This window comes from Streptomyces sp. NPDC092369 (assembly GCF_044755245.1).
In the GTDB taxonomy this organism is placed as follows: domain Bacteria; phylum Actinomycetota; class Actinomycetes; order Streptomycetales; family Streptomycetaceae; genus Streptomyces.
Genome location: NZ_JBIVQP010000006.1, coordinates 429250 through 455026, shown reverse-complemented (window position 1 = coordinate 455026; position 25777 = coordinate 429250). Strand labels below are relative to the sequence as shown.

Genomic DNA, 25777 nt, shown 5'->3' with positions numbered 1-25777 from the left:
ACGCGAAAGCACTCCTCATAGGGTCCATCGCAGGTCGTACGGAGCAGGCCACACCGAGCAGGTGGCCCCTGAGCGGCCGAGCCCACCCCATGCCTGAGGAGTCCTATGAGTACCGAGGTTTCCCGCCGTCATGTGCTGGCCGCCGGAGCGGCGCTGGCCGGGTCCGCGGCGCTGATCGCCGGTTCGGAAGGAACGGCCGGAGCCGCGACGGCCCCCGCCGGCAGCGGTGCGGAGAAGTCGAGGGTGAAGCCCACCATCGTGCTGGTGCACGGCGGTTACGCCGATTCCTCCTGCTGGAACGCCACCATCGGGCGGCTGCAGGACAAGGGCTACACCACGATCTGTGCGGCGAACCCGCTGCGGGGCATTCCGACCGACGCCCCCTACGTCGCGAGTCTGCTGGACTCCATCAGCGGACCGGTCGTGCTGGTCGCGCACTCCATGGGCGGAACGGTCATCACGAACGCCGCCGCCGGGAAGGACAACGTCAAGGCGCTGGTGTACATCGCGGCGTTCGTGCCCGACGTGGGCGAGACGCAGGGGCAGCTCATCGACAAGTTCCCCGGCAGCGAGGTCCTGCCGGTGAGCGTGCCGGTCCCGTACACCAAGGCCGACGGCACGACCGGAACCGATCTGTACCTGAGCAAGGACGGCCAGGCGGCCTTCGCGGCCGACATCTCCGCCGCCGACTTCCGCGTCCTGCAGGCCACGCAGCGGCCGTTCGACGCCGCCTCCTTCACCTACCCGACCACGGCCGCGGCCTGGAAGACGATTCCGACGTGGGGTCTGGTCGCCGGCCGGGACAAGGCGATCCCGCCGGCGGCCGAACGCTGGATGTACAGCCGCGCGAACGCGCGCAAGATCGTCGAAGTGCCGCGCTCGTCCCATGTCGTCATGATCAGTCACCCCAAGGCCGTCGCCGACCTCATCACGGACGCCGCCAGGTCGGTGGCCTGACGTTCGTGCCCAGCGCCCCGGTCCGTCACCACGGACCGGGGCATTCTGTCTGCCGGGGCCGACCACCGCTTTCCATCGCCGTACCGCGCGGGCTGTACCTTCATCCTCACGTCGATGAGGAGAGTGAACGTGAGCAAGTTCGTGCGGCCGGCCCCCGAGGGAGCGGACCCCTTCGGCACCGCGCGCCTGCGGCGGGGCGTGCTCGACGCCTGGGCCACCAGCCCCGCCCGCTTCCGTGAGGACGCGAACGCCGAGGAGGACCTGGTCCTCGGCGGCTACCGCGACCGCCTCGTCGTCGAGCTCGCCCAGAACGCCGCCGACGCGGCCGCACGGGCAGGCGTTGCCGGCCGGCTCCGGCTCACCCTCCGCGACGGCGTTCTCGTCGCCGCCAACACCGGCGCCCCCCTGGACGCGGTCGGCGTCGAGTCGCTGTCCACGCTCCGCGCCAGCGCCAAGCGGGACACGCCCTCCGTCGGCCGGTTCGGCGTCGGATTCGCGGCCGTCCTCGCCGTCACCGACGAGCCCGCCGTCGTCGGGCGGCACGGCGGCGTGCGCTGGTCGCTCGCCGAGGCCCGTGAGCAGGCCGCCGAGACCGCCCGGCACAGTCCCGGCCTGGGGGACGAGGTACGGCGCCGGGACGGCCATGTGCCGTTGCTGAGGCTCCCGTTCGCCGCCGAGGGCACCGCCCCCGACCCGTACGACACCGCCGTCATCCTGCCGCTGCGGGACGCGGCGGCCGCCGCCCTCGCCGAGCGGCTCCTGGACGCCGTCGACGACGCTCTGCTCCTCGCCCTGCCGGGGCTGGCGGAGGTCGTGATCGAGACGGACACCGTCCGCACACTGCGCCGCGGCAGCGACGACGCCCTCACCGTCGTGGAGGACTCCCTGCACGGCACCACCCGCTGGCGGACCGTCGCCGCGAACGGGCCGCTCACCCCCGACCTGCTCGCCGACCGGCCGGTCGAGGAGCGGTTGCGGCCGTTCTGGTCGGTGACGTGGGCGGTGCCGGTGGACGCCGAGGGCGCGCCCGAGCGGCCACGGACCAGCCCGTACGTCCATGCCCCGACCCCCAGCGACGAGCCGCTCGGCGTGCCCGCGCTGCTCATCGCCTCCCTTCCGCTGGACACCACCCGCCGGCATGCCGCGCCCGGTCCGCTGACCGACTTCGTCGTGCAGCGAGCGGCGGACGCGTACGTCGAACTCCTCGCCGGCTGGCGGCCGGTGGGGGAGGGGATCATCGGCCTGGTGCCCGGACCGCTCGGCAAGGGGGAGTTGGACGGGACCCTGCGCGCGGCGATCCTGGAGCGGCTGCCCAGGACCGCGTTCCTGCCGCGCGCGCAACCGGCCGTTCTCCCGGTGATCGACGAGCAGGACTCCGGGTTGCCGGAGGCGCTGCGCCCGCGTGACGCGGAGATCGTCGAGGGCGCCGGTGACGACACCGTGCGCGTGCTAGCGGAGGTCCTGCCGACGCTCCTCCCCGCCGGGCTCGAACGGCGCGTGGAACTGCGGACGTTGGGCGTGGCCCGGGTGCCGCTGACCGACGCCGTGGACCGGCTGGCCGGGCTGGAGAAGGAGCCCAGCTGGTGGCAGCGGCTGTACGACAGCCTCGCCGGGGTCGACCCGGACCGGCTCTCCGGGCTGCCGGTGCCGCTCGCCGACGGGCGTACGACCATCGGGCCCCGGCAGGTGCTGCTGCCCACGTCGGACGCCGACGCGCTGATCGACCCCGAGGTGCTGGCGCGCCTCGGGCTCAAGGTCGCGCATCCGGACGCCGCCCACCCGCTGCTGGAGAAGCTGGGCGCGCTGCCCGCGACCCCCCGGGCCGTGCTCACCACGCCCCAGGTGCGGGCCGCCGTCGCCACCTCCCTCGACGACGAGGGCGGGCTCGACTGGGAGCAGGAGGCGCCCGACGCCGAGGAGTTGGCGGACACGGTCCTCGCCCTGGTGCGGGACGCGGGTCTGGAGCCCGGTGACGAACCGTGGCTCGGCGCGCTCGCACTCCCCGACGAGGAGGGCGAGTTGGCGCCCGCCGGTGAACTCGTCTTCCCCGGCAGCCCGTTCGCCCAGGTCATCCGCGAGGACGAACTCGCGGCCGTCGACGCCGAGTTGGCCGAGAAGTGGGGCCGGCAGCCGCTGGCCGCCTGCGGTGTCCTCGCCGACTTCGCGCTGGTCCGCGCCACGGATGTGGTCCTCGACCCGGACGAACTGGAGCCCCGGGACGGCGACTTCGCCGAACCCGACGACGCCGGCCTGCTGGACGCGGTCGACGTGTGGAGCGAGGACGTCCTGGACCGCTTCCCGGACTCACCGGTCCCACCGGTCGCCACCGAACTGATCGCCGTACGCGACCTGGACCTGGTGGACGACGACAAGTGGCCCCAGGCCCTGGCCATGCTGTCCCGCCCTCCCCTGCGCGATGCCTTGGTCCAACCGGTCCGCGTCCTCCTCCACGACGGCACCCACGAGCTGGTACGCCCGTACACGGCCTGGTGGCTGCGCGGAAACCCGGTCCTGGACGGCCGCCGCCCGGCGGGCCTGCTTGCGGCGGGCGGCGACCCGCTGCTGCGCGGCCTGTACGACGAGGCGGACGCGACGGGCTTCGACGACGAACAGGTACTGCGCGCGCTGGGCGTCCGTACGTCGGTGGCGGCGCTGCTGGACGAGCCGGGCGGCGCGGCGGAACTCCTGGACCGCCTGGCCGACCCGGACCGCGAGGTCACCGGCGCCCAGCTGCACGCCCTGTACAGCGCGTTGGCAGACCTGGACCCGGAGCAGGTAACCCTGCCGGATGAGGTACGGGCGGTGGTGGACGGCGAGGTGACCGTGGTGGACGCGGCCGACGCGGTGGTCGTCGACTCCCCGGACCTGCTCCCCTTCACGGACGGCGTCCCGCTGCTGCCGGTCCGCCCGGCCCGGGCCGCGGAGTTGGCGGAACTGTTCCAGGTACGGCGGCTGAGCGAGTCGGTCACCGGCTCGGTGGACTCCGAGGGCACGGAACACGCCGTACCGGAGTCGGTACGGGTGCTGCTGGGCGCCCAGACCCTGTCGACGTACGTCGAGCACGAGGAACTGGTCGTCGACGGCGTGGAGTTGGACTGGCGCCTGACGACGGACGGCGTGCTGCACGCGGCCACCGTGGAGGGCGTGGCCGCGGGCCTGGCCTGGGCGGCCCGCCAGTGGCCCCGCCGGTTCGAGGTGGCGGCCCTGCTGGAGGATCCTTCACGGACGGAGGAACTGGGGCGGGATCGGTGGTTCGACTGACACCCAGCGGCCGCTCTCACCAGGAACTCTGGTGAGAGCGGCCGCTGTCCACCACCGTGGTCGAGCGTTAGTCCTCCACCCACATGGCTCGCACGTATGTGTCACGTTTTTCCAGGAGGTCTCTTTCCCTCTCTGGAGCCCGATTGATGGCGCCTCCGCTGGTCTCAAGCATCACCATGGAAGCGAGCAGCAGGCCCCGCATCAGGTCATGCATGATGACGTTTTCGGTGACGAAGTACTTGTTGTACATGCCCTGGGTGAATGCCTGAAACATCTCCAGGTCGACATCGGCACCGCCACGCTCGTTGGGCGTCAAGCCCGTAGGAAGACCCAGCAACTGGCCGGCGCCTTCCGCGAGGGCCACGTACAACTGCCCCACCCCGATTCCGGGATCCCACAGAGTCCGGCTCCGATCTGCCGTTTCGAAGGTATAACTCAGTGATCCCACCTCACCCTGATGTCCACGTTGGGGTATAGCTCCCGCAAATGCTGAAGACGAGCCTCGACCGCCGTCCTGAAGGCGGGGTAGATGTTCGCGTGCGTGAACCGGAACCCGATGGGGGCGTCCCGGTAGAAATCTGGCAAATGATTGCGAGCCCTTAGATACTTCTCGAACTTGCCGTCGATGTGTTTGAGGATCCAGCGGTCGTCACCATGGGGCGCGTCCTTGAGCTCCCAGAGAATGTCATCGTCGAAGTGGTCGATATCGGTGATTCTATTGCCCGTAACGGGGTCGTAGACGTCGTAGTTCTCCATCCCTTCGAGGCAGCCCTTGCCCATGCCAGCCTTGATCGCCGCTGTGGCAATCGGGGCGGTTGGTGCGGCCGCCATGGGTTTCCTGGCCGCGGCGGCCTTCAACCCGGTCGCGCCAGAGACGATCTTGCAGCCGCGCTTCAGCAGCTTCAGCTTGTCGTAGAGCCTGTCCAGCATCTTCAGCTTGGCGCTGAGGAGTGCGTCGACCGCTACGCCCTTGCAGTTGTCGAAGTCCTTCTTCTGGAGGCACTTCTCGAACTGGCTGAGGCCCAGCAACTCCTTCTCGGCGTCCCACAGTTGCTCCATGGCATCGCCGAACTCCTTGCCGTTCGCGACGATCTCGCAGGCGATCTCCGACTGCTGGCACCACCGGGCGAAGTCCTGTGGATCGCAGGGGACCATGCCCTGCTGGCAGCGGTAGATCTCGGCGGCGCGCTGGCCGTTGTCGTTCTTGGCCTTCTCCTTGGCCGCGACAGCCGCCTTGCGCCGGGCCTCCTCTTCCTCCCGGTACTTCTTGACCGTGACGATGAACGCGTCTGTCGCCGCCTTGAGCGCGGCATCCGCGTCCTTGCCCGCCGCGACCGCCGACTTGCGCGCGTCCTCGGCGTAGTACGCGGCGTTCGACGCGGCAGCTTGGGCGGTCTCCGAGGAGAGCGTGGCGTCGGCCGCGGACCGGGCCGCGTCGTGGGCCGAGACATCGGCACGGTTCGCGGCGTCACGGGCCGTCTTCGCCGATGCGGCAGCTCGGGTGGCCGACGCCTCCGCGTCCTTCGCGTACTGGTCGGCCTGCTTGGCGTAGTCGTTGGCCTTGGTCGCCGCGGCGTCGGCCTTCTTGGCCCACTCAGCGGCCTCGGTGGCCGCCTTGCGGGCGGTGGCGGCGACCTTCTGGGCGGTCGCGGCGTTCTTCTGGGCCGTGGCTGCGACCTTCGCCGCATCAGCTATCAGCTTCTGTACCTGGGCCACATGGGTTGCGGCCAGATAGTCCTTGCGCTGTGCCTTGTACTGGCCCGAGACGACGAACGCGTGCAGCGCCTGCGGCGAGCCCTCCAGGGCGACCCGGGCCGCCGACTTCACCTCGGGGCCGCCGCTGTCGACGAGCTGCGCGGCCCTGACCCGCTCGTCCTGGGTCCGCGCGGTCCCCTGCGTGACGACCAGGAACTCGCTGTACTTCTTCGGGTCGCCCGTAGCCAGCGCCTTGCGGCCGGCGTCGGTGACGATGGGCCCGGCGTCGGAAAGGACCTGGGCGATGGCGATGCGCATGCCCTCGGCACCGGCCTGGTACTGCCCGTTGTCGACGAACGCGGTGATCGCGGCGGCGTCGCCGTCGAGGGCGGCCTCGGCCGCGTCGCGCACGGCCTTGTCCTCGCTCTCTTCGGCGAGGCGTTCCACGTAGGAGCGTTGGTCCTGCTGCTCCGCGGTCTTCCAGCCGTTGCGCAGGTAGTCGACAACCACCTCGTCGGGGCCCGACAGCGCGGCCTCCGCGGCGCCGCGACCCCAGGCCGTACCGCCCTTCATCACCCGCACGGCCAGATCGCGGCCCTGCTTGGCGACGGACGCGAGATCCGCGCCGGGCTCGGCGGCCTTGGCGACCAGCCGGTCCCGTTCGGTCCGCCGGTCCTTGACCTCCTTCTCCGAAGAAGCCTGTGCGGTGCTGCGGGCGTCGGACGCGGCCTTGTCGTCCTTGGCCAGTTCGATGCCCGCGTTGGTACGGCCCAGCAGTTCCTCGCCCTCGACCTCGCGGGCGAGCTTGTAGACACTCTGGGCGGTGATCACGGCGTCGGCGGCGGCATTCGCGGCCGTGGTGGCCGCGTTCGCGTGCTCAGTCGACTTGGTGGCTGCCTGCGCCGCGTCGCCGGCATGGTCAGCTGCTTCCAAGGCTGCCTTGGCGGCGTTCTTGGCGTGCGTGGCCGCCGACTTGGCGGCGTCCCGGGCCTCGCGAGCCGCAGTGGCCGCTTTGCGGGCCAGTGCCTCGGCGGCGGCCGCAGCACGGTTGGCCTCGGCCGCGTGACGCTTGGCGGTGGCCGCGGCGGCGCGGGCCTCGGCGGCGGCGGAACTCGACTCGCCCGCGTAGTTGCCGGCCTCGATCGCCGCATTGGCAGCGGCGGTGGCATTGGTGCCGGCGCTGGCCGCCGAGTGCGCGGCGTCACCGGCCGCATCGGCCGCCTTCGCGGCCTGGTCCGCGGCGTCGGCTGCCAGGTTGGCGCCCTCGGCGGCCTTCTCGGCGTCCTGGGCCGCGGTACGTGCTGCGCTCGCGTTCTTGGCGTCCACCGCGGCGTCGGCGGCGGCGTTGCGAGCACGGGAGGCGGCCTGGGAGGCACCGGCCGCGGCGGCCGCTGCCTGCGAGGCCGCGTTGGCGGCCACACGGGCGGAGTTGTTCGCCGCGTTCGCCGCGTCGATCGCCCGCTGTGCGGAAGCTGCGGCCTGGGCCGCCGCGGTGGCGGCCCGCTTGGCGGCCCGGGCGGCCTTGGCGGTGTCGTCCTTGGCCGCCTTCGCCTCTGCCTCGGCCTCCTGCGCGGCCTCCTTGGCCAGCTGAGAGGCCTTGACCGCGTTGGCGGACTCGGTCTTGGCCGCCGCGGTCTGCTCGGCGGCCTGCCGTCCCGCCTCCTTCGCCTGCGCGGCGAGCTCGGCGATGGTGGCGTGTTCCTGGTCCTTCGCGCGGGCGACGAACTGGCCTATCTCCAGGAACTCCCGGATGTCCTCGGCACTTCCGCTCAGCGCGATACGTCCGGCCGCCCGGACGTTGGTGCCGCCCACACTGACGATCTGGACGAGTTGCACCCGCTCGTCCTGCTCGCGCTGGACGTACTGGCCCTTGGCCAGGAACTCGCGGATGTCGTCGGACGAGCCGTTCAGCGCGGCCCGGCCGGCGTCCTGGACGTTCGCGCCGGCGGTGTCGATGATCTGGGCGACCCGGACGCGGTTGTCCTCCTGCATCGGGTCTTCCCAGCCATCGTCCAGAAAGTCCTCGAGCGCGGCACGGTCTCCGGCTAGAGCGATGCGGGCCGCGGCCAGCAGTTCGGCCCCACCGATGGAGGCCATCTGCGCGGCGGTCACCCGCTCGTCCTGGAACGCCAGGCCGTCGGCCGCGGCGAGGAAGTTCTGTACGTCGGTGTCGCTGCCGGTCAGGGCTGCCTCGGCGGCAGCCTTCACACCAGGGCCGCCGGCTTTCCAGTAGTCGACGACCAAGCCGCGGTCCGCGGGGTCGACGGCGGACACGGCGGCGGTTCGGACGCCGTCCGTGAGGCCTGCCACGGCTGTGGCGGGCGGTGCGCCCAAGAGTCCGACGGCGAGGGCGAGCGGCAGCAGACTCAGTGCCGCTCTACGGAGGACGCGTGGTCTTGGTTTTTTCCCGGCGTTATCGAACTGGTCAGTTCTTCGATTCACTGGGTACCCGTCTTCATAATCGGCGACGACCCACTCCTTGAATGCGAGTCGCCGAATGGTCGGCGGGTAAGCATAGCCCCGGCATGTGTCATGAGGGGTTTGATGTGGCTGGCGAAAAATAGTTGTTGACGTTGTGTCCGACTATGCCTAAGGTATACCTCGACTTTGCTGTGGACATGACCGGCCTGACCAGCCGGAATCTCGTCCTGGCCTGAGGACTTCAGGGGGTTGAGGGGGACCGGTTGCGCCCGACGCGACCGGATGATCAGGGCTTTTTACCTTTTGACCACATCCTGGCGCGACTCCGCGCGCTGCGGGGAGGCGCGTCGGAGGGGACTCTTTCGTGCCTTTCCGCGCCCGAAATCTTTTTATTTCCGGAGTTGCTTTGACATTCGCAACGCTCGCCGGAGTGTCCGCGGCTTCTGCCGATGATCCGCCGAAATCGCCGTCGGCGGAAAATCCGCCTGCCCTGGTGGAGGACTACGTCTATCCTGGTGCCGACCGAATTCTGGCGGAAAAGGGAATCAAGCTGAAGAAGGGCGACGGTCGTATTCTGCTGGCCGACTGCGACGAGGCTGCCCAGCAGATCCGTGTGCTGGCAGTCGCGGACTCCTCCGCGAATCGCGCCGGTACGTACTGCTTCAAGGCCATCGGGAAGGCCGGCTGGCTCACGCTGGAGCTCTCCCGGGTCTTCGCCGTGGAGGCCGCGGACCACCCGATCGTGGCCGACCTCACCGCGAACGGCGAGACCACGTCAGTCCCCGTCGAGCAGGGCGGATGGGCCTCCGTCGGTGAGGGGACCGTCGGCGGCGCCAGGTCGGTCCTGGTCGAGCTGCGCGTGACCGGCTGATCCCCACTCTTCCGCACGCTTCGCGGGGCCGCCGTCCCGCCGAGCCGAATTCCCGATGCGAGGCAAACGTGAATGACGCCCGTCCGCGCAGAACGCGCACCGTGTGGGCCGCCGGACTCGCGGCCGCGAGCCTGACGACAGGTCTGCTGGCCGCCGCTCCACCCGCCCAGTCCGTCGTCGGAGACCAGGTCGCGGAGGGAGCCGACCAGTACGTGGTCAAGCTCCACATCGCGGGCAGTGTCGCCGGCCACCCCGACAACGAACGCAGCTGCTCGGGCACCCTGGTCGACCCGCAGTGGGTGCTGACCGCCGCCAGCTGTTTCGCCGTCGACCCCCAGCAGGCTGGTGCACTCACCAAGGGGGACCCGCCTTTTACGACCGTCGTGACCGCTGACGGCAACAAGCCGACACCGTCTGCGTATCTGAAGCAGCAGGTCAAGGAGATCGTTCCGTACCCGGGCCGCGACCTGGTCATGGCCCGGCTCGACGACCCCACGACCGCCGCCGACAAACTGGACGGCCCGTTCCCCGACATCGGCGCCGCCCAGGTCTCCGGCGCCGCGCCGGTTCAGGGCAACCAGCTGCGAACGGTCGGCTACGGCCGTACCCGACTGGAATGGACCCCCGAGCGCGCGCACACCGGTTCCTACGGTGTGGACCTCGTCAACCCGACGACCCTTGCGATCTCACCCGCCGCGAGCGGCGGTGCCCTGTGCAAAGGCGACGCCGGCGCGCCCGTGCTCAACGTCGGCGGCAGGGTCGTGGGAGTGATCAGCGCGGCCTGGGAGGGCGGGTGCTTCAGCTCGGAGGAGACTCGAACCGGGGCCGTCGCAACGCGGGTCGACGACATAGCGGACTGGGTCCAGCAGGTCCGGCTCTCCAGCCAGCAGCAGGAGATCACCGACGTCATGACGGCCGCCGACTTCGACGGTGACGGCCGTACTGACATCGTCTCGCTGATGAAGCCCGGCAGGGTTCACATGTTCCAGGGTCGGCCGGACGGGACGCTGCAGTTCGGGGGCTACCTGACACCGGTTGGGCGCACCACCCAGAAGCGACTCGTCGCTGGAGACTTCGACGACACGCACGGAAGCGAACTGATCTCGGCCGACAGCGACGGGGAGCTCGTTCTGCACAGTCAGCGTGCCTGGCCGTTGTCCCGGTACGACCGAACCCCGCTGTGGACCGATGCCACTTGGAAGGACGGTCTGCCCGCCGCCGCCCTGCGCATAGGGAAGGAAGCCCGTCAGACTCTGCTCTTCCAGTGGCCGGACGGCTCCCTGTACACCTACAAGCGGGACACCGCGGGCAACCTGGTCAACCAGAAGAAGTCGATGTGGCCGGACAAGACCTGGAAGAAGAAGCTCATCGCCACCGCGGACTTCACCGAAGACGGCTGGGAGGACATCGCCGCCGTCGCCACTGACGGATCGCTGAGCCTCTACCCGGGCGCGGCTGACGGGACCTTCGGAAAGGCCCGTTCGATGTCGCCCGACAAGACCTGGAGCGCACTGCGCACGCTGGTCGGCGGTGACTTCGACGGCGACGGCAAGGCGGACCTGGCCGCGCTGGCGGCCAACGGTGACCTGCACTGGTACGCGGGCGACGGCAAGGGTGCTCTGGCGGCCGGTAAGAGTATGTGGCCGAGCGTCTGAGGCGTGGCCGCCTTCGGACGGGAGCCTCGAGGGCGGCCACGGATTCGTACTGACAAGGACTTCGCAATACCCGAGCAAAAACCCACGTCAGTCGTACAACCCTCCACAACCCCCAGGGATCTCACCCCGTGAGCCAACAGGCTCCCCGATCTCTTTCTCCACGTGGGGAACTACATGCGTATACGTGCCACCGTGGCCGCCGTCTCCGGCGCCCTGGCCCTCTCCGCCCTCGCCGTCCCGGCCTCGCACGCCGCCGACTCGGCCTGGTCCGTCCAGGCGCAGGCCGCGAAGACCGCCGCGGCCTCCGGCCAGAGCGTGAGCTCCGCCAAGTCCGCGCGCGCGGCCGACGCCGCCGCGGCCGACCTGGGCGTCACCTTCTCCAACCTCAAGGTCGCCAAGGCGATCAAGGTCGGTGCCGCCGGTCACTACTCCACCACGGTCACCTACACCCTGACCCACGGAGCGAACTACGACCTCACGTCGGACGACTTCGCCAACGGCCCGTACCTGTACAAGGGCGACTTCGAGACCCCTGACACCGTGCTGTTCGGCTATGACGCCGCGACCTGCAACGCGACGTCGACCACCACCGCCAACTGCTCGGGCAAGATCGACATCACCCCCGGTGAGGACGACCTGCTCAATGTCGACGCCGGCAAGTGGTCGGCCGGTGCGCTCGCGCTGCAGTACAGCACGGGCGACGTCTCCGACCAGGGCGCCCTCGGCACCACCCTCGTCCAGCGCCTCTCGAAGCTGACGGTCAACGCCGCGCCCGAGCCGGTCAAGAAGGGCAAGACCATCACGGTCACCGGCAAGCTCAGCCGTGCCAACTGGGAGACCAACAAGTACGCCGGGTACGCCACCCAGAAGGTGGTGCTGCAGTTCCGCAAGAAGACCTCCAGCACCTACACCAACGTCAAGGGCATCACCTCGTCCTCGACGGGCACCCTGAAGACCACCACCAAGGCCACGGTCGACGGGTACTACCGCTTCACCTTCGCGGGCACCACCACGACCCCCGCGGTCAGCGCGGCGGGCGACTACGTCGACGTGAAGTAGGTTCGGTGCGGTTCGCCCGCGTCCCGAAGGGGCGCGGGGAACTGCGCGACCAGCCACGACGGCGCCGCACACGATCGACGGCGGACCGCGACCGTTCCTGCCGAGCGCTAAGCGGATGCGCGGCGGTCGACCACCCTCCACACCACCTCAAGGGCGACCGCCGCCACCGCCGAGATGCCGACCGCGATCCACGGCATTGTCACGCCCACCAGCTTCAGTGCGAAGAAGTGCTGGAGCCAGGGCACGATCAGTACGAGGACGAAGGCCGCGCCCATCGAGGCGACCAGGGCCACCCGCCACCAGGTGTAGGGGCGGGCGATGATCGCCAGGACCCACATCGAGATCAGGAACAGCGTGAGTGTCGCCGCACTGGTCTCCGCGTCCAACGCCCCGTCTCCCGTGTAGTGGTGACGGGCGATCATGTACGTCACGAAGGTCGCCACGCCGGCCACCACCCCGCCCGGGATCGAGTACCGCATCACCCGCCGTACGAAGTGCGGCTTCGCCCGTTCCTTGTTGGGGGCCAGGGCGAGGAAGAAGGCGGGGATGCCGATGGTGAGGGTGGAGAGCAGGGTCAAGTGCCTTGGCAGGAACGGGTATTCGACCTGGAAGCAGACCACCAGGATCGCCAGCAGCACCGAGTAGACCGTCTTCACCAGGAACAGGGTCGCCACGCGCGTGATGTTGCCGATGACCCGGCGCCCCTCCGCGACCACGGAAGGCAGCGTCGCGAAGCTGTTGTTGAGCAACACGATCTGCGCGACCGCCCGGGTGGCCTCCGATCCTGAGCCCATCGCGACGCCGATGTCGGCGTCCTTGAGGGCGAGTACGTCGTTCACGCCGTCGCCCGTCATCGCGACCGTGTGCCCGCGTGACTGCAACGCGCCCACCATGTCCCGTTTTTGTTGGGGAGTGACGCGCCCGAAGACCGTGCCCTCGTCGAGGGACTTCGCCATCTCCTCTGGGGCGGACGGGAGTTGGCGGGCGTCGACCGTCGTACCCGTCAGGCCCAGCTTGGCCGCCACCGCGCCCACCGACACCGCGTTGTCGCCGGAGATGACCTTGGCGTGCACGTCCTGCTCGGCGAAGTAGCGCAGCGTGTCGGCCGCGTCGGGGCGCAGCCGCTGCTCCAGTACGACGAGGGCGGTGGGCTTGGCGCCGCGGGCCACCGAGGGGTCGTCCAGGTCGCCGGTGACCCGGGCCAACAGCAGGACGCGCAGGCCCTGCTCGTTCAGGCGGACGGTCTCGGCGAGGGCGGGGTCGGTGGGCGCCAGCAGCACGTCCGGCGCGCCCAGCAGCCACGTACTGCTCTCGCCGTCGCCCTCGCTGAAGCGGGCGCCGCTGTACTTGCGGGCCGAGGAGAAGGGCAGGGACTGGGTGCAGCGCCAGTCCCCGGCGTCCGGGTAGGCGTCGATGATGGCCTGGAGGGAGGCGTTGGGGCGGGGGTCGGACTCGCCGAGGGCGCCGAGCACTTTGCGTACGTAGGCCTCGTCCGTGCCCTGGAGGGGCCGCAGTTCGGTGACGTCCATGCCGCCCTCGGTGAGGGTGCCGGTCTTGTCGAGGCAGACGGTGTCGACGCGGGCGAGGCCCTCGATGGCGGGCAACTCCTGGACCAGGCACTGTTTTCGGCCAAGGCGGATGACGCCGATCGCGAAGGCGACGGAGGTGAGCAGGACCAGGCCCTCGGGGACCATCGGCACGATGCCGCCGACGGTCCGCGCGATGGAGTCCTTGAGGTCGTTGTCCTTCACGAACAGCTGGCTGATGACCAGGCCGATCGCGGTCGGGATCATCATCCACGTCACGTACTTGAGGATCGTGGAGATGCCGGTGCGCAGTTCGGAGTGGACCAGCGTGAACCGCGAGGCCTCTTCGGCGAGCTGGGCGGCGTAGGCCTCGCGGCCCACCTTGGTCGCCCGGAACGCGCCGCCGCCGGCCACCACGAAACTGCCCGACATGACCTGGTCGCCGGGCCGCTTCACCACCGGATCGGCCTCACCGGTGAGCAGCGACTCGTCGATCTCCAGACCGGCGGCCTCGACGCACACGCCGTCGACGACCGCCTTGTCGCCCGGCCCGATCTCGATCAGGTCGTCCAGCACGATCTCCGACGTGCTGACCTGGGCCGCGGTCCCGTCCCGCCGTACCGTCGGCTTGGCCTCCCCGATCACCGCCAGCGAGTCGAGCGTCTTCTTCGCCCGCCACTCCTGCACGATCCCGATGCCCGTGTTGGCGAGGATCACGTACCCGAACAGGCTGTCCTGGAGAGGCGCGACGGACAGCATGATCAGCCAGAGCACGCCGATGATCGCGTTGAACCGGGTGAACACATTGGCCCGGACGATCTCGCCCATCGACCGACTGCTGCGGACGGGTACGTCGTTGACCTGCCCACGCGCCACCCGCTCGGCGACCTCGGCCGCGCTCAGCCCACGCGCCGTCTCCGGCAGGGGTACCGGGTGCACAGGGTCGAGCTCGGCGCCGGCGTCGATGTGCGTCATGCCTTCGACGGTACGTGCGGATTTGCGGCTTCACCCGCCGAGTGCGCGGAAGATCCGACCTGGGGAGGAGTCGCGTCGTGCCGTGGTTGTAGGGCCTACGCGTCCGACCCCGACCCCGGGTCCGACCCGGCTTCGGCGCCGGCCCCCGCCTGAGCTGCCGCCGCCGCCCGCTTGAGCGCCGCGTCGCGCCCGCGGACGTACCAGATGCCGATGAGCCCGAGTCCGCCGCCGGCCAGGCAGGTCCACAGCCACCACAGGTGCCCGTGGTCGTCGAACCAGCCGTAGAAGGGGAGCTGGACCAGGAAGAGGGCGAACCAGACGCCGGTGAGGCCGGTGATGGTGGCGACCACGGGGCCCTCCAGGGGCTCCGGCGCCTCGTGCGTTGGTGTCCACTTCGCCATGCGCACAGCTTACGAGGCGGGGCGGCGTGATCGGCCGGAGCGGTGACCCCACCCTATCTACGCGCGGAGATAGCGCCGACGGCCTCATATGTTCATACTGAAACCGTTTTCCGTTTGTCCACTTCTGCTCGTAGGAACATCCAATGGCCACCGGTACCACCGGCGCACTCGACCGCTACTTCAAGATCTCCGAGCGCGGCTCCACGCTGCCCCGCGAGATCCGTGGCGGCTTCGCCACCTTCTTCGCGATGGCCTACATCATCGTGCTGAACCCGATCATCCTGGGCAGCGCGAAGGACATGTACGGGCACCAGCTGGACAACGGCCGGCTCGTCACCGCGACCGCCGTGACGGCCGCCTTCACCACCCTGCTCATGGGCGTCATCGGCAACGTACCGATCGCGCTCGCCGCCGGTCTCGGCGTGAACTCCGTCGTCGCGCTCCAGCTCGCGCCCCGGATGTCCTGGCCGGACGCCATGGGCATGGTCGTGCTGGCAGGCCTCGTCGTGATGCTGCTGGTCGCCACCGGGCTGCGCGAGCGCGTGATGAACGCCGTGCCGTTCGGGCTGCGCAAGGCCATCGCCATCGGTATCGGCCTGTTCATCATGCTGATCGGCCTGGTCGACTCCGGCTTCGTCTCCCGCATCCCGGACGCCGCCCAGACGACCGTCCCGCTCCAGCTCGGTGGCGACGGACACCTCAACGGCTGGCCGGTGCTGGTCTTCGTCCTCGGCGCGCTGCTCACCCTCGCGCTGATCGTGCGCAACGTGCCCGGCGCGATCCTGATCTCGATCGTCACGATGACGGTCCTCGCGGTGATCATCAACGCCGTCGCGACGGTCCCGTCCTGGGGTCTGACCACCCCGAAGTGGCCCGGCAACCCGGTCGCCACCCCGGACTTCGGCCTGATCGGGAAGTTCAGCCTGTTCGGCGGCTTCGACAAGGTCGGTGTGCTGACCGGCGTCCTGTTCGTCTTCACCGTGCTGCTGTCGTGCTTCTTCGACGCGATGGGCACGATCATGGGCGTCTCCGACGAGGCGAAGCTCACCGACGCCGAGGGTCAGATGCCCGGCATCAACAAGGTCCTCTTCGTCGACGGCATCGCGGTCGCGGCGGGCGGCGCCAGCTCCTCCTCGGCGACCACCTGCTTCGTGGAGTCCACGGCGGGCGTCGGCGAGGGCGCGCGCACCGGCTTCGCGAACGTCGTCACGGGTGCGCTCTTCGCCGTCGCGCTGTTCCTGACGCCCGTAGCCACGATGGTCCCGTCGCAGGCGGCCACCCCGGCGCTGCTCGCGGTGGGCTTCCTGATCCTGGCCGGCTCGGTCAAGGAGATCGACTGGGCCGACCACACGATCGCGATCCCGGCCTTCGTCACGATGGTGATGATGCCCTTCACCTACTCGATCACCAACGGCATCGGGATGGGCTTCATCACCTTCGTGGTCCTGCGGCTGGTCGCCGGGCGCGGACGCGAGATCCCGGTGGCCATGTACGTCGTCGCGGCGGTCTTCGGCTTCTACTACCTGATGCCGGCGCTGGGCCTGACGTGACCGGTGTGTGCGCGAGTTCCGGTCACGGAACCCCGTAGAACTTCTCTGTCTCCTCGACTGCGGTCTGGAACCGCTCGTCGAAGTCGTCGCGGATGAGCGTCCGGACCACGTAGTCCTGGACGCTCATTCCCCGTTTGGCCGCATGGTCGCGGAGCCGGTCGAGCAGCTCCCCGTCTATCCGCAGGCTGAGCACGCTGGTCCCCATGGAGACGAGGGTCGCGGGAGCACCGCGGGGTGTGCGTCGCTTTTCCGTTCTGGCTCACTCGTACGGGTGACGGATGGGTTCGGTGACGGGGGTCATGGGCATCTGCCGTGTCGCAGGTGGTCTTTAGGTAGGGTAATGAGTTACGCTAATGACATGCCGGACCTCACCCATGGCGACGACGCAGCCGCCGTGAACTCGCTTCGATCAGCTGTCATGCGGCTGTCACGCCGACTCAAGCACCAACGGGTCGACGAGTCGCTGAGCCCCACCGAGATGTCGGTGCTGGGCACCCTGTCGAACTGCGGCAGTGCCACCCCGGGCGAACTCGCCCGCAAGGAGCACGTCCAGCCGCCGTCGATGACCCGCATCGTCGCGCTGCTGGAGGCCAAGGGACTGGTCCGGCTGGAGCCGCACCCCGAGGACCGGCGCCAGAAGGTCGTCACCAAGACCGAGCAGGCCGAGGCCATGCTCGAGGAGAGCCGCGCCAAGCGCAACGCCTTCCTGGCCACGCTGGTCGAGGACCTCGACGAGGACGAGTGGGCGAAACTCCGCGCCGCCGCCCCCGTGCTGGAGAAGCTCGCACACCTGTAAGCAGTGCCACCAAGGAGGCGACCCTTTTGAGTTCGGGACCCGGAGCAGACTCCGCCCCCGCACCGTCCACCCACGAATCCCCGCCCACCCCCGACACGGCCCGCGCCAAGTCCTCGATGTTCTCCTCCCTCCGGGTCAGGAACTACCGCCTGTTCTTCTCCGGCCAGGTCGTCTCCAACATCGGCACCTGGATGCAGCGCATCGCCCAGGACTGGCTGGTCCTCAGCCTCACCGGCTCCGCGACCGCCGTCGGCGTCACGACGGCCCTGCAGTTCCTGCCGATGCTGCTCTTCGGCCTCTACGGCGGTGTCCTCGTCGACCGGCTGCCCAAGCGCCGCACGCTGCTGTTCACGCAGTCCTCGATGGGCCTCATCGGACTCGCGCTCGCCACCCTCACCCTCTCCGGCCACGTCCAGGTCTGGCACGTCTACCTCGCCGCCTTCGCCGCAGGACTGGCCACGGTCATGGACAACCCGGCCCGCCAGTCCTTCGTCTCCGAGATGGTCGGCCCGGACCAGCTGCAGAACGCGGTCAGCCTCAACTCCGCGAACTTCCAGTCCGCCCGCCTGGTCGGCCCCGCCGTCGCGGGCCTGATGATCACCGGCGTCGGCACCGGCTGGGCGTTCCTCTTCAACGGCCTGTCCTTCGTCGCGCCCATCACCGGACTGCTCCTGATGAAGGCCCGCGAACTGCACGTCGTCGAGCGCGCCCCGCGCGCCAAGGGCCAGCTGCGCGAAGGACTCCAGTACGTCGCCGGCCGCCCCGACCTGATGTGGACCATCGTCCTGGTCGGCTTCATCGGCACCTTCGGCTTCAACTTCCCGGTGTACCTCTCGGCCTTCGCGGACGACGTCTTCCACGCGGGAGCGGGCTCCTACAGCCTCTTCAACACGCTGATGGCGGTCGGTTCCCTGGGCGGCGCCCTGCTCGCGGCCCGGCGCGGCACGGCCAAGATGCGGGTGATGATCGCGGCGGCGGTCGCCTTCGGCGCGATGGAACTCGCCGCGGCGGCGGCCCCCAGCCTCTGGCTCTTCGCCCTGCTCATGGCCCCGATCGGCATGTTCGGCATGACGGTCAACGTCACCGCCAACACCGGCATCCAGATGAGCACCGACCCGGCCATGCGCGGCCGGGTGCTCGCCCTCTACATGATGGTCTTCCTCGGCGGCTCCCCGGTGGGGGCGCCGATCGCCGGCTGGGTCACGGACGCGTACGGCGTCCGCGCGGGCCTCGCGGTGGGCGGCGCGATCTCGGCCGTCGCGGCCGTGACGATCGGCCTGATCCTGGCCCGCGTCGGCAACCTCCGCCTCTCGGTCGGCTGGAACCGCGGCCACCCGCACGTCCGCTTCGAACCGCGCGAGCAGCGGGAGAAGCTGGCGGCGGTGGCCTGACGGCCGTCCCCGGCCCGCGAGTTGGCCGGGTGATCCCTTCCCTGGAAGGGTGACGCCATGAGACTCTTCGCGGCGCTGTTGCCACCGGAGCGGGTGCTGGCCGAACTCGGTTCCGTGGTGGACGAGTTGAGGCTGCTGCCGGGGGCGGACGCGCTCCGCTGGACCGGCCGCCCGGGGTGGCACTTCACGCTCGCCTTCTACGGCGAGGTCGACGACGCCGTCGTACCGGAACTGTCGGCCGGGCTGGAGCGGGTGGCGCGGGGGAGCGAGCCGTTCGGTCTGGCGGTGCGCGGGGGTGGGCAGTTCGGGGACGGGCGGGCGTTGTGGGCAGGGGCGGAAGGGGAGTTGGCGGCGCTGCGGCTGCTGGCCGAGCGGTGCGAGGGTGCTGCCCGGGAGGCGGGCGTGGGGATGCGGGAGCACCGGCGTTACCGGCCCCATCTGACCGTGGCGCGGAGCCGGGAGGCGGTGGACGTGAGGCCGTGTCTGGAGCGGCTCGACGGCTTCGCGGGCGCGGCGTGGACGGTGGGGGAGCTGGTTCTCGTGCGCAGCAATCTGCCGGGGGCGGAGACGGGGGCGGGGACGGGCGAGGAACCCCGGTACGAGGCGGTCGCCCGCTGGGTGCTCGGGGCGGGCGGTTAGGCTCGGCGCGTGGACCCCAAAACCCGGAACCGGATCATGGCCGGTGCGCTTGTGCTGTTGTTCGTCGTCGTAGGGCTTGCGGCGGCCCTCGGCAAGTGAGGACCGGGGAACCGCGGATCGGCGTTCGGCTCCGCCGCGTGCGAGCTGGTCGCGCCCACGCGGCGGAGCCACGGAATGTCACAGTCCCGCGCCCCTTCGAGGGGCGCTGTCCTCACCTTGTCACCAGGCGAAGGCCTCCGGCGACGGGCCGGGACCCGGGAAGATCTCGTCCAGTGAGGCGAGGATCTCCTCGCTCAGCTCCAGCTCCACGGCCCGCAGCGCGGACTCCAGCTGCTCGGCGGTGCGCGGGCCGACGATCGGGCCGGTCACGCCGGGGCGGGTGAGCAGCCAGGCCAGGGCGGCCTCGCCGGGCTCGATCCCGTGCTTGTCGAGCAGATCCTCGTACGCCTGGATCTGGGCGCGGGAGGTCGGGTTGGCGAGGGTGTCGGCGGCCCGGCCGGAGGCGCGGCGACCGCCCTGGACCTCCTTCTTGATGACCCCGCCCAGCACTCCGCCCTGCAGCGGCGACCAGGGGATGACCCCGAGGCCGTACTCCTGCGCGGCCGGGATGACCTCCATCTCGGCGCGGCGCTCGGCGAGGTTGTAGAGGCACTGCTCGCTGACCAGGCCGATGGTGCCGCCGCGGCGGGCGGCGATCTCGTTGGCCTGGGCGATCTTGTAGCCGGGGAAGTTGGAGGACCCGACGTAGAGGATCTTGCCCTGCTGGATGAGGGTGTCGATCGCCTGCCAGATCTCCTCGAAGGGCGTCGCCCGGTCGATGTGGTGGAACTGGTAGATGTCGATGTAGTCGGTCTGCAGCCGCTTGAGGCTGGCGTCGACCGCGCGCCGGATGTTCACGGCGGAGAGCTTGTCGTGGTTGGGCCAGGCCTCGCCGTCGGCGGCCATGTTGCCGTAGACCTTGGTGGCGATGACCGTCTTGTCGCGGTGGTCGGGGCTCTTGGCGAACCAGCTGCCGACGATCTCCTCGGTGCGGCCCTTGTTCTCGCCCCAGCCGTAGACATTGGCGGTGTCGAAGTAGTTGATGCCCGCGTCCAGCGCCGCGTCCATGATCGCGTGGCTGTCCGCCTCGTTCGTCTGCGGTCCGAAGTTCATGGTGCCGAGGACCAGTCGGCTGACCTTGAGGCCTGTGCGTCCGAGCTGCGTGTACTTCATGAGTACTTAGCCAACGACTTCGAGTGCGCTCTATGCAAGGGGGGTCAGTCGCGGGGGAACTCGGCGGTGGTGAGGGTGAGGCCGACCACGGTGTCGGTGAGATCCATGTCGTCGCCGAAGGCCACCTTCGTCTCGGTCGTGTAGTCGTCGCCCTTGGGGTGGGTGTAGATGTGGCAGCGGCCCTGGTACGGGTCGGCGATGACGTAGACCGGGACTTCGGCGAGGGCGTACGCGGCCTTCTTCGGGCCGTAGTCGTTGACGGCGGTGCCCTTGGAGATGACCTCGGCGACGAACTCGACGTCCTGGTGGCGCCAGCCCCCGCCCTCCGCCTTCTCGGCACCCTCGGTCATCACCGTCACGTCGGTCGCGAATCCGTTGAGGTGACCCGGGTAGTCGATACGGACGTCGGACTTCACGCGCTTCCGGGGGTACTTGGCCCGTAGCTGCTCGTAGATGTCCGCGATGATCTCCCAGTGGGTGTCCCGCTGTGGCGACATGAAGACGGTCCCCTCGACGATCTCGACCTTGTATCCCTCGGGGGCGGGCATCTTCTCGATCCGCTCGAACAGCTCGTCGAGCGTGATCTCGTCGTCGCTCTTGGCCATCGCGATCCTGTCTTCGAGGACGGTCATCCTGGCGCTCCTCCCCGGCCGCCCTCCGCACGAGTGCAGCCGCGCGGTACAACGATACGCACGGTGACCGGGAGACGTGGTGATCACGCCATCGTCACCGTCGTTATTCGGTTGCCGCCCCGACCCCCACCCCCGACCCTGTTCCCCGTGACCCACCCCACGGACACGGACACGTACTTCATCTGCGCCACCCCCCGAACCGGCAGCTCCCTCCTCCTCGGTCTGCTCGACTCCACCGGGGTCGCCGGGCACCCTCAGGCCTACTTCCGGTCGCCGGACGAGGTGGCGTGGGCCGAGCGGTGGGAGATGGCGCATACGCCTCAAGGGGCCCTGGATTACGGGGATTTCGTGCGGGCCGCGCTGGCGGAAGGCCGGACCGGCAACGGGGTCTTCGGGGCCAAGCTCATGTGGGGGACGCACGCCGAGCTGACCGACCGGCTGGCCGGACTCCACCCCGACCTCGCCGGAGACGAACCGCGGCTGCTGGAGCGGGAGTTCGGGCGGGTGCGGTTCGTGTACCAGTACCGGGACGACGTCCTCGCCCAGGCCGTCTCATGGCTGCGGGCCGAGCAGACCGGGGTCTGGTTCCTCGGTGGGAAGGGCGAGATCAGCGGAGGCGGAGGTGACGTCGATGCTCGACCCCGCTTCGACCGTGCCGCCATCACCCGCATCCTGCGCACCATCGAGGAGCACAACGCCGGGTGGGAGCGCTGGTTCGAGGTCTACGGCATCCAACCGCATCGCATCCGGTACGAGGACCTCTCCGCCGACCCGCACGCCGTGACGCACGGTGTCCTCGACTTCCTCGGGCTCGCCCTGCCGTCCGGAGGGCGGATCACTCCGAGTCACCGGCGCCAGGCCGATCAGCTCAATCAGGAGTGGGCCGCCCGCTATCGGCTGCCGGCCGAGGTCACCGCGTCGAAGTCAAAGGCGTCACCGTCGGCGCCGCCCTCCCCGTCGTCATCGTCGTAGTACTCCTCCCCCCACCCCCACGCCTGATGCATCGCCCCCGCGAACGCCGCCGCGATCTTGTGCTCGCCGGACGCGTTCGGGTGGGTGCCGTCGTAGGTGTCGTGGTTGACGTCGTACGACTCGGGGAGGGAGGCCAGGAGGAGGGGTGAGCGTGGGTCGTCGAGGTCGGCGACGGCCTTCGCCTGGAGTTCGTTGAAGAGGGTGACCTCGGCGCCGAAGGGGGCGTCCGTGAGGGCGCGGATGTTCGGGATCACCGGCAGGAAGACCATGCGGACGGACGGCTTCGCGGCGCGGGCCTCGGCCACGAAGGCCCGTACGTTGTCGGTGGTCTGCCGTGCGTTCGTGTAGAAGCCCAGGTCGATCAGGCCCAGCGCGACGAGCAGGACGTCGGCCCGGCAGCCGCGTACCGCCTCGCCGATCAGCGGGACCATGTGCAGCCAGCCCTCGCCCCAGCCGGCCAGGTGGGCGCGGGGGAAGTCCGGGTCGGCGTACTCGTACGAGGTCGGCGTGTCCGTCGCCTTGTCGTAGAGCGTCTCGCGCGGGCCGACCAGCGTGAAGGGGCCGCCGTATGTGTCGCGCAGGTGCTGCCACATCCGGTAACGCCATGTGTGTTCGCCGGCGCTTCCGATCGTCTGGGAGTCGCCGACGGGCATGAACCTGAGCATCCGCTCATGATGGACGATCGACGGCGGCCGGAGGGCCGGGCGGGGTGTGAGGCCTGCCACCCCGCAGAGGCCCGGCAGCCGCCGGGACCCGCCACCCCGCCGCAACGCGGGCGCGGGATGGCAGGCTTGGGGCATGCGCCGACCGTTCGCCCTCATCGCCGGGGTCCTGCTCGTGGGTGCCTTCGCGCTCCCCGCTTCCGCCGCCGACGGTGACAAGGGATTCACCATCAAGGACTCACGCATCACGGAGTCCAGCGGTCTCGCCGCCTCCCGCCTGCACCCCGGCATCTACTGGACCCACAACGACAGCGACGACGGGCCCTACCTCTACGCCGTCGACAGCGCCACCGGCGAGACCGTCGCCCGGCTCACGCTCACCGGGATCGGCTCGCCGCGTGACGTCGAGGCGATCTCCATCGGGCCCGACAACCAGATCTACGTCGGCGACATCGGCGACAACCTCGGCGGCACCTGGCCGTACGTGTGGATCTATCAGCTGCCCGAGCCGAAGGTGCTCAAGGACCAGACCCTGCGGGCCACGCAGTACGTCGTGAAGTACTCGGACGGGCCCCGCAACGCCGAGTCGCTCGTCGTCGACCCCAAGACCGGCCGCGCGTACATCATCGACAAGAACGAGGACGGCGGGCACCTGTACGAGGGCCCCGCGAAGCTCTCCGCCTCCGGCACCAACATCTTCAAGCCCGTCGCCACGGTCGACCTCTGGGCCACCGACGCGGCCATCTCCCCGAACGGCCAACAGCTCGCCGTACGCGGCTACTTCGGCGGCATCTACTACGACTGGAACGGCGGGAGGATCAAGCGCGCGGGCCGCCTCAACGTGCCCCTCCAGGGCCAGGGCGAGTCCGTCACCTACACCGACGACGGCACCAAGTTGATGTACGGCAGCGAGGGCTCCGACAGCTCGGTGCAGGCGGAGGACGCGCCCGGCGGGTCTTCGTCGGGCTCGTCCAAGTCGCCGTCCGGGGGCGGGAGTTCGGCGAGCGGTGACGACGGCTCCGCCACGGACGGCAAGCTCAAGGTCGGCGTGGTGGCCGTGGCCGTGGTGGCGGCCGTTTTCGGGCTACGACGGCTGTTCCGCCGTAACTGACGGGCTGAGGCGGGCGGTTGACTCCGAAGCCGCCGGGGTGGTGAACGCCTCGCCGTCCCGCTTCGCCCGTACGCACAGCCAGACGTAGGCCAGGTCGAGCACGCTGCACATGATGCCGAGGCCGAGCAGGAACCCGTTGTGGTCGAGGGCGCCGAAGAGGATCGTGGGCGCGAGCGTGCCCAGCCACTTGGCCACCGCGATCGTCACCGACTGACCGCGCAGTCCGCGCCGCGCGACGAACATCGCGATGAACAGGCCCGACATCAGCAGGTTCTGGAGAAACGCCGAGTAGCCGGCCCCGTCGTCCGCGCCGAACCGCGCCAGGAACAGCCACTGCACGGCGAACGACATGGCGAACAGCACCACGCCCCAGCCGACGAACATCCACCGGGTGACGAAGGCCGGGAACTCGGCGCGCCCGAACCGGAAGAACGTGTAGACGATCACGACGTCCGCGAGGCCCCACACCAGGTTGACACCGGCCTGCGCCGACGGATCCACGGCCAGGCCGCGCACCGCATACGTCCACTCCCAGGCGAAGTTGAGCCCCAGCGCCACGGCCGGGATGGCGTAGGTGCGGTCGCGGAGCCCGGTCCGGCTCGCATCGATGTACACGATCGTCCAGGCGATGCCGCTCACGAGCGTGAGGAACATGTGCATCGGGTTCGTCTCCTGTCGTGGGCTCGTTCTGAGCATTCAGGCAGGGCGACCGTAGGACAAGAAGAAGCGCCCCGCAGTTGGTTCGCGGGGCGCTTCTCCTCGTCCTGGACGAAGGACGACTACAGCTTCTCGGTCACAGCTTCTCGATGACGTAGTCGACGCACTTCGTCAGCGCCTCGACGTCCGCCGGGTCGATCGCCGGGAACATCGCCACGCGCAGCTGGTTGCGGCCCAGCTTGCGGTACGGCTCGGTGTCGACGACGCCGTTGGCGCGCAGCACCTTCGCGACCGCGGCCGCGTCGATCTCGTCGGCGAAGTCGATCGTGCCGATGACCTGGGAGCGCTTGGTGGCGTCCGCGACGAACGGGGTCGCGTACTTGGACTCCTCCGCCCAGCTGTACAGGCGGGTCGAGGAGTCCTTCGTGCGGGACGTCGACCAGGCCAGACCGCCCTGGCCGTTGATCCACTTCAGCTGCTCGTTGAGGAGGAACAGCGTGGCGAGGGCGGGGGTGTTGTACGTCTGGTTCTTGCGGGAGTTGTCGATCGCCGTCGGCAGCGAGAAGAACTCCGGGACGTGGCGGCCGGACGCGTGGATCCGCTCCGCGCGCTCGATCGCGGCCGGCGAGAAGACGCCGATCCACAGGCCGCCGTCGGAGGCGAAGGACTTCTGGGGGGCGAAGTAGTAGACGTCCGTCTCGGTCACGTCCACCGGGAGGCCGCCCGCGCCGGACGTGGCGTCGACCAGGACCAACGCGCCCTCGTCGGCTCCCGCGACCCGCTTGATGGGCGCTGCCACGCCCGTCGAGGTCTCGTTGTGCGTGAAGGCGTAGACGTCCACGCCCGCCTCCGCGGCCGGCTCCGGGTGGGTGCCGGGGTCGGAGGCGATGACGGTCGGCTCGGCCAGCCAGGGGGCCAGCTTGGCCGCCTTGGCGAACTTCGAGCTGAACTCGCCGAAGGTCAGGTGCTGCGACTTGTTCTCGATCAGACCGTGCGTCGCCACGTCCCAGAAGGCCGTGGAGCCGCCGTTGCCGAGGACGACCTCGTAGCCCTCGGGGAGGGAGAACAGGTCGGAGATGCCCGCGCGCACCTCGCCGACGAGGTTCTTCACCGGAGCCTGCCGGTGGGAGGTGCCGAGGAGTGACGTACCGGTGGCGGCCAGGGCGTCCAGCGCCTCCGTCCGCACCTTGGAGGGACCCGCGCCGAAACGTCCGTCCGCGGGCTTGATGTCAGAGGGGATCTCGATCTCAGCCACGAGAGGGAGGTTAGCCGCTGGAGGAAACCTGGGTGAAACCTCGTCCGTCGGGTGAGACGACCCGGTGCAGCGTGGGAGA

21 protein-coding genes are annotated in these 25777 nt (G+C 69.9%); 11 read left to right on the top strand and 10 right to left on the bottom strand.

Annotated elements, in window-relative coordinates:
• Window positions 1-105 precede the first annotated feature (105 nt).
• Together ACIQI8_RS33965 and ACIQI8_RS33960 are read left to right on the top strand one after the other, a co-directional pair.
• Window positions 106-957: an alpha/beta fold hydrolase gene (locus tag ACIQI8_RS33965; RefSeq protein WP_402359086.1), complete on the top strand. Its 852-nt coding sequence runs from the start codon at window positions 106-108 to the stop codon at window positions 955-957.
• A gap of 129 nt (window positions 958-1086) precedes the next feature.
• Window positions 1087-4218 (top strand): sacsin N-terminal ATP-binding-like domain-containing protein, encoded by a 3132-nt coding sequence (locus ACIQI8_RS33960; protein WP_402359083.1) that lies wholly within the window; start codon window positions 1087-1089, stop codon window positions 4216-4218.
• Between the two features lie 67 nt (window positions 4219-4285).
• On the opposite strand, the gene ACIQI8_RS33955 is transcribed toward ACIQI8_RS33960, so the two are convergent.
• The gene (locus ACIQI8_RS33955; RefSeq protein ID WP_402359080.1) at window positions 4286-4666 is read right to left on the bottom strand and encodes a DUF6086 family protein; all 381 of its coding nucleotides are present in this window, start codon (window positions 4664-4666) and stop codon (window positions 4286-4288) included.
• A complete protein-coding gene (locus ACIQI8_RS33950; protein ID WP_402359077.1) occupies window positions 4654-8223 on the bottom strand; it encodes an ALF repeat-containing protein in 3570 nt (1189 codons plus the stop codon). The genes ACIQI8_RS33955 and ACIQI8_RS33950 overlap by 13 nt, the downstream gene beginning before the upstream one ends.
• A 475-nt stretch (window positions 8224-8698) precedes the next feature.
• On the opposite strand from ACIQI8_RS33950, the gene ACIQI8_RS33945 reads away from it, so the two are divergent.
• The 3 genes from ACIQI8_RS33945 (at window position 8699) to ACIQI8_RS33935 (ending at window position 11919) form a co-directional block, all read left to right on the top strand.
• Window positions 8699-9205 (top strand): hypothetical protein, encoded by a 507-nt coding sequence (locus tag ACIQI8_RS33945; RefSeq protein WP_402359074.1) that lies wholly within the window; start codon window positions 8699-8701, stop codon window positions 9203-9205.
• Between the two features lie 68 nt (window positions 9206-9273).
• The gene (locus tag ACIQI8_RS33940) at window positions 9274-10860 is read left to right on the top strand and encodes an FG-GAP-like repeat-containing protein (RefSeq protein ID WP_402359071.1); all 1587 of its coding nucleotides are present in this window, start codon (window positions 9274-9276) and stop codon (window positions 10858-10860) included.
• Window positions 10861-11034: 174 nt separating this feature from the next.
• Window positions 11035-11919: a hypothetical protein gene (locus ACIQI8_RS33935; RefSeq protein WP_402359068.1), complete on the top strand. Its 885-nt coding sequence runs from the start codon at window positions 11035-11037 to the stop codon at window positions 11917-11919.
• 107 nt (window positions 11920-12026) lie between these two features.
• On the opposite strand, the gene ACIQI8_RS33930 is transcribed toward ACIQI8_RS33935, so the two are convergent.
• Both ACIQI8_RS33930 and ACIQI8_RS33925 read right to left on the bottom strand, forming a co-directional pair.
• The gene (locus tag ACIQI8_RS33930) at window positions 12027-14420 is read right to left on the bottom strand and encodes an HAD-IC family P-type ATPase (protein ID WP_402359064.1); all 2394 of its coding nucleotides are present in this window, start codon (window positions 14418-14420) and stop codon (window positions 12027-12029) included.
• 95 nt (window positions 14421-14515) lie between these two features.
• Window positions 14516-14821, bottom strand: a complete 306-nt coding sequence (locus ACIQI8_RS33925; RefSeq protein ID WP_402359061.1) for a DUF2530 domain-containing protein — start codon at window positions 14819-14821, stop codon at window positions 14516-14518.
• A gap of 143 nt (window positions 14822-14964) precedes the next feature.
• Between ACIQI8_RS33925 and ACIQI8_RS33920 the strand changes: the two genes are divergently transcribed.
• Entirely contained in the window at window positions 14965-16371 is a 1407-nt protein-coding gene (locus ACIQI8_RS33920; RefSeq protein ID WP_402359058.1) for an NCS2 family permease, read from the top strand.
• 22 nt (window positions 16372-16393) lie between these two features.
• Here ACIQI8_RS33920 and ACIQI8_RS33915 read toward each other — a convergent pair whose 3' ends face one another.
• Entirely contained in the window at window positions 16394-16576 is a 183-nt protein-coding gene (locus ACIQI8_RS33915; protein WP_402359055.1) for a ribbon-helix-helix protein, CopG family, read from the bottom strand.
• 153 nt (window positions 16577-16729) lie between these two features.
• Between ACIQI8_RS33915 and ACIQI8_RS33910 the strand changes: the two genes are divergently transcribed.
• From ACIQI8_RS33910 to thpR, 3 genes are read left to right on the top strand one after another with little or no spacing between them, the layout of a single operon-like run.
• Window positions 16730-17167 (top strand): MarR family winged helix-turn-helix transcriptional regulator, encoded by a 438-nt coding sequence (locus ACIQI8_RS33910; RefSeq protein ID WP_124004046.1) that lies wholly within the window; start codon window positions 16730-16732, stop codon window positions 17165-17167.
• Between the two features lie 26 nt (window positions 17168-17193).
• Window positions 17194-18558 carry an MFS transporter gene (locus ACIQI8_RS33905; RefSeq protein WP_402359052.1) on the top strand — a complete coding sequence of 455 codons (1365 nt, stop codon included), beginning with the start codon at window positions 17194-17196 and terminating at the stop codon, window positions 18556-18558.
• A gap of 57 nt (window positions 18559-18615) precedes the next feature.
• Complete coding sequence (gene thpR / locus ACIQI8_RS33900; protein ID WP_402359050.1) at window positions 18616-19197, top strand: RNA 2',3'-cyclic phosphodiesterase; 582 nt, start codon at window positions 18616-18618, stop codon at window positions 19195-19197.
• A 219-nt stretch (window positions 19198-19416) separates the two neighbouring features.
• Here thpR and ACIQI8_RS33895 read toward each other — a convergent pair whose 3' ends face one another.
• Together ACIQI8_RS33895 and ACIQI8_RS33890 are read right to left on the bottom strand one after the other, a co-directional pair.
• Window positions 19417-20409, bottom strand: a complete 993-nt coding sequence (locus ACIQI8_RS33895; protein WP_402359048.1) for an aldo/keto reductase — start codon at window positions 20407-20409, stop codon at window positions 19417-19419.
• A gap of 44 nt (window positions 20410-20453) precedes the next feature.
• Entirely contained in the window at window positions 20454-21041 is a 588-nt protein-coding gene (locus ACIQI8_RS33890) for a Uma2 family endonuclease (RefSeq protein ID WP_402359046.1), read from the bottom strand.
• A 147-nt stretch (window positions 21042-21188) separates the two neighbouring features.
• On the opposite strand from ACIQI8_RS33890, the gene ACIQI8_RS33885 reads away from it, so the two are divergent.
• Window positions 21189-22013, top strand: coding sequence for a Stf0 family sulfotransferase (locus ACIQI8_RS33885; protein ID WP_402359044.1), 825 nt, complete (start codon window positions 21189-21191; stop codon window positions 22011-22013).
• Here ACIQI8_RS33885 and ACIQI8_RS33880 read toward each other — a convergent pair.
• On the bottom strand, window positions 21932-22678 hold the full coding sequence (locus ACIQI8_RS33880) for an SGNH/GDSL hydrolase family protein (RefSeq protein WP_402359041.1): 747 nt from the start codon (window positions 22676-22678) through the stop codon (window positions 21932-21934). The genes ACIQI8_RS33885 and ACIQI8_RS33880 overlap by 82 nt on opposite strands.
• A 133-nt stretch (window positions 22679-22811) precedes the next feature.
• On the opposite strand from ACIQI8_RS33880, the gene ACIQI8_RS33875 reads away from it, so the two are divergent.
• Entirely contained in the window at window positions 22812-23786 is a 975-nt protein-coding gene (locus ACIQI8_RS33875; RefSeq protein ID WP_402359038.1) for a WD40 repeat domain-containing protein, read from the top strand.
• Here ACIQI8_RS33875 and ACIQI8_RS33870 read toward each other — a convergent pair.
• Together ACIQI8_RS33870 and serC are read right to left on the bottom strand one after the other, a co-directional pair.
• Complete coding sequence (locus tag ACIQI8_RS33870; RefSeq protein WP_402359035.1) at window positions 23760-24446, bottom strand: hypothetical protein; 687 nt, start codon at window positions 24444-24446, stop codon at window positions 23760-23762. The two genes, ACIQI8_RS33875 and ACIQI8_RS33870, sit on opposite strands and share 27 nt — an antisense overlap.
• A gap of 133 nt (window positions 24447-24579) precedes the next feature.
• A complete protein-coding gene (serC, locus tag ACIQI8_RS33865) occupies window positions 24580-25698 on the bottom strand; it encodes a phosphoserine transaminase (RefSeq protein WP_402359032.1) in 1119 nt (372 codons plus the stop codon).
• Window positions 25699-25777 lie beyond the last annotated feature (79 nt).

What these genes read in the sequence shown, in the direction of transcription:
- ACIQI8_RS33965 (WP_402359086.1), top strand. Translation starts at nt 106, where the DNA reads ATGAGTACCGAGGTTTCCCGCCGTCATGTGCTGGCCGCCGGAGCGGCG.
- ACIQI8_RS33935 (WP_402359068.1), top strand. Translation starts at nt 11,035, where the DNA reads ATGCGTATACGTGCCACCGTGGCCGCCGTCTCCGGCGCCCTGGCCCTC.
- ACIQI8_RS33930 (WP_402359064.1), bottom strand. Translation starts at nt 14,420, where the DNA reads ATGACGCACATCGACGCCGGCGCCGAGCTCGACCCTGTGCACCCGGTA.
- ACIQI8_RS33925 (WP_402359061.1), bottom strand. Translation starts at nt 14,821, where the DNA reads ATGGCGAAGTGGACACCAACGCACGAGGCGCCGGAGCCCCTGGAGGGC.
- ACIQI8_RS33920 (WP_402359058.1), top strand. Translation starts at nt 14,965, where the DNA reads ATGGCCACCGGTACCACCGGCGCACTCGACCGCTACTTCAAGATCTCC.
- ACIQI8_RS33915 (WP_402359055.1), bottom strand. Translation starts at nt 16,576, where the DNA reads ATGGGGACCAGCGTGCTCAGCCTGCGGATAGACGGGGAGCTGCTCGAC.
- ACIQI8_RS33910 (WP_124004046.1), top strand. Translation starts at nt 16,730, where the DNA reads ATGCCGGACCTCACCCATGGCGACGACGCAGCCGCCGTGAACTCGCTT.
- thpR (WP_402359050.1), top strand. Translation starts at nt 18,616, where the DNA reads ATGAGACTCTTCGCGGCGCTGTTGCCACCGGAGCGGGTGCTGGCCGAA.
- ACIQI8_RS33895 (WP_402359048.1), bottom strand. Translation starts at nt 20,409, where the DNA reads ATGAAGTACACGCAGCTCGGACGCACAGGCCTCAAGGTCAGCCGACTG.
- ACIQI8_RS33890 (WP_402359046.1), bottom strand. Translation starts at nt 21,041, where the DNA reads ATGACCGTCCTCGAAGACAGGATCGCGATGGCCAAGAGCGACGACGAG.
- ACIQI8_RS33880 (WP_402359041.1), bottom strand. Translation starts at nt 22,678, where the DNA reads ATGCTCAGGTTCATGCCCGTCGGCGACTCCCAGACGATCGGAAGCGCC.
- ACIQI8_RS33875 (WP_402359038.1), top strand. Translation starts at nt 22,812, where the DNA reads ATGCGCCGACCGTTCGCCCTCATCGCCGGGGTCCTGCTCGTGGGTGCC.
- ACIQI8_RS33870 (WP_402359035.1), bottom strand. Translation starts at nt 24,446, where the DNA reads ATGCACATGTTCCTCACGCTCGTGAGCGGCATCGCCTGGACGATCGTG.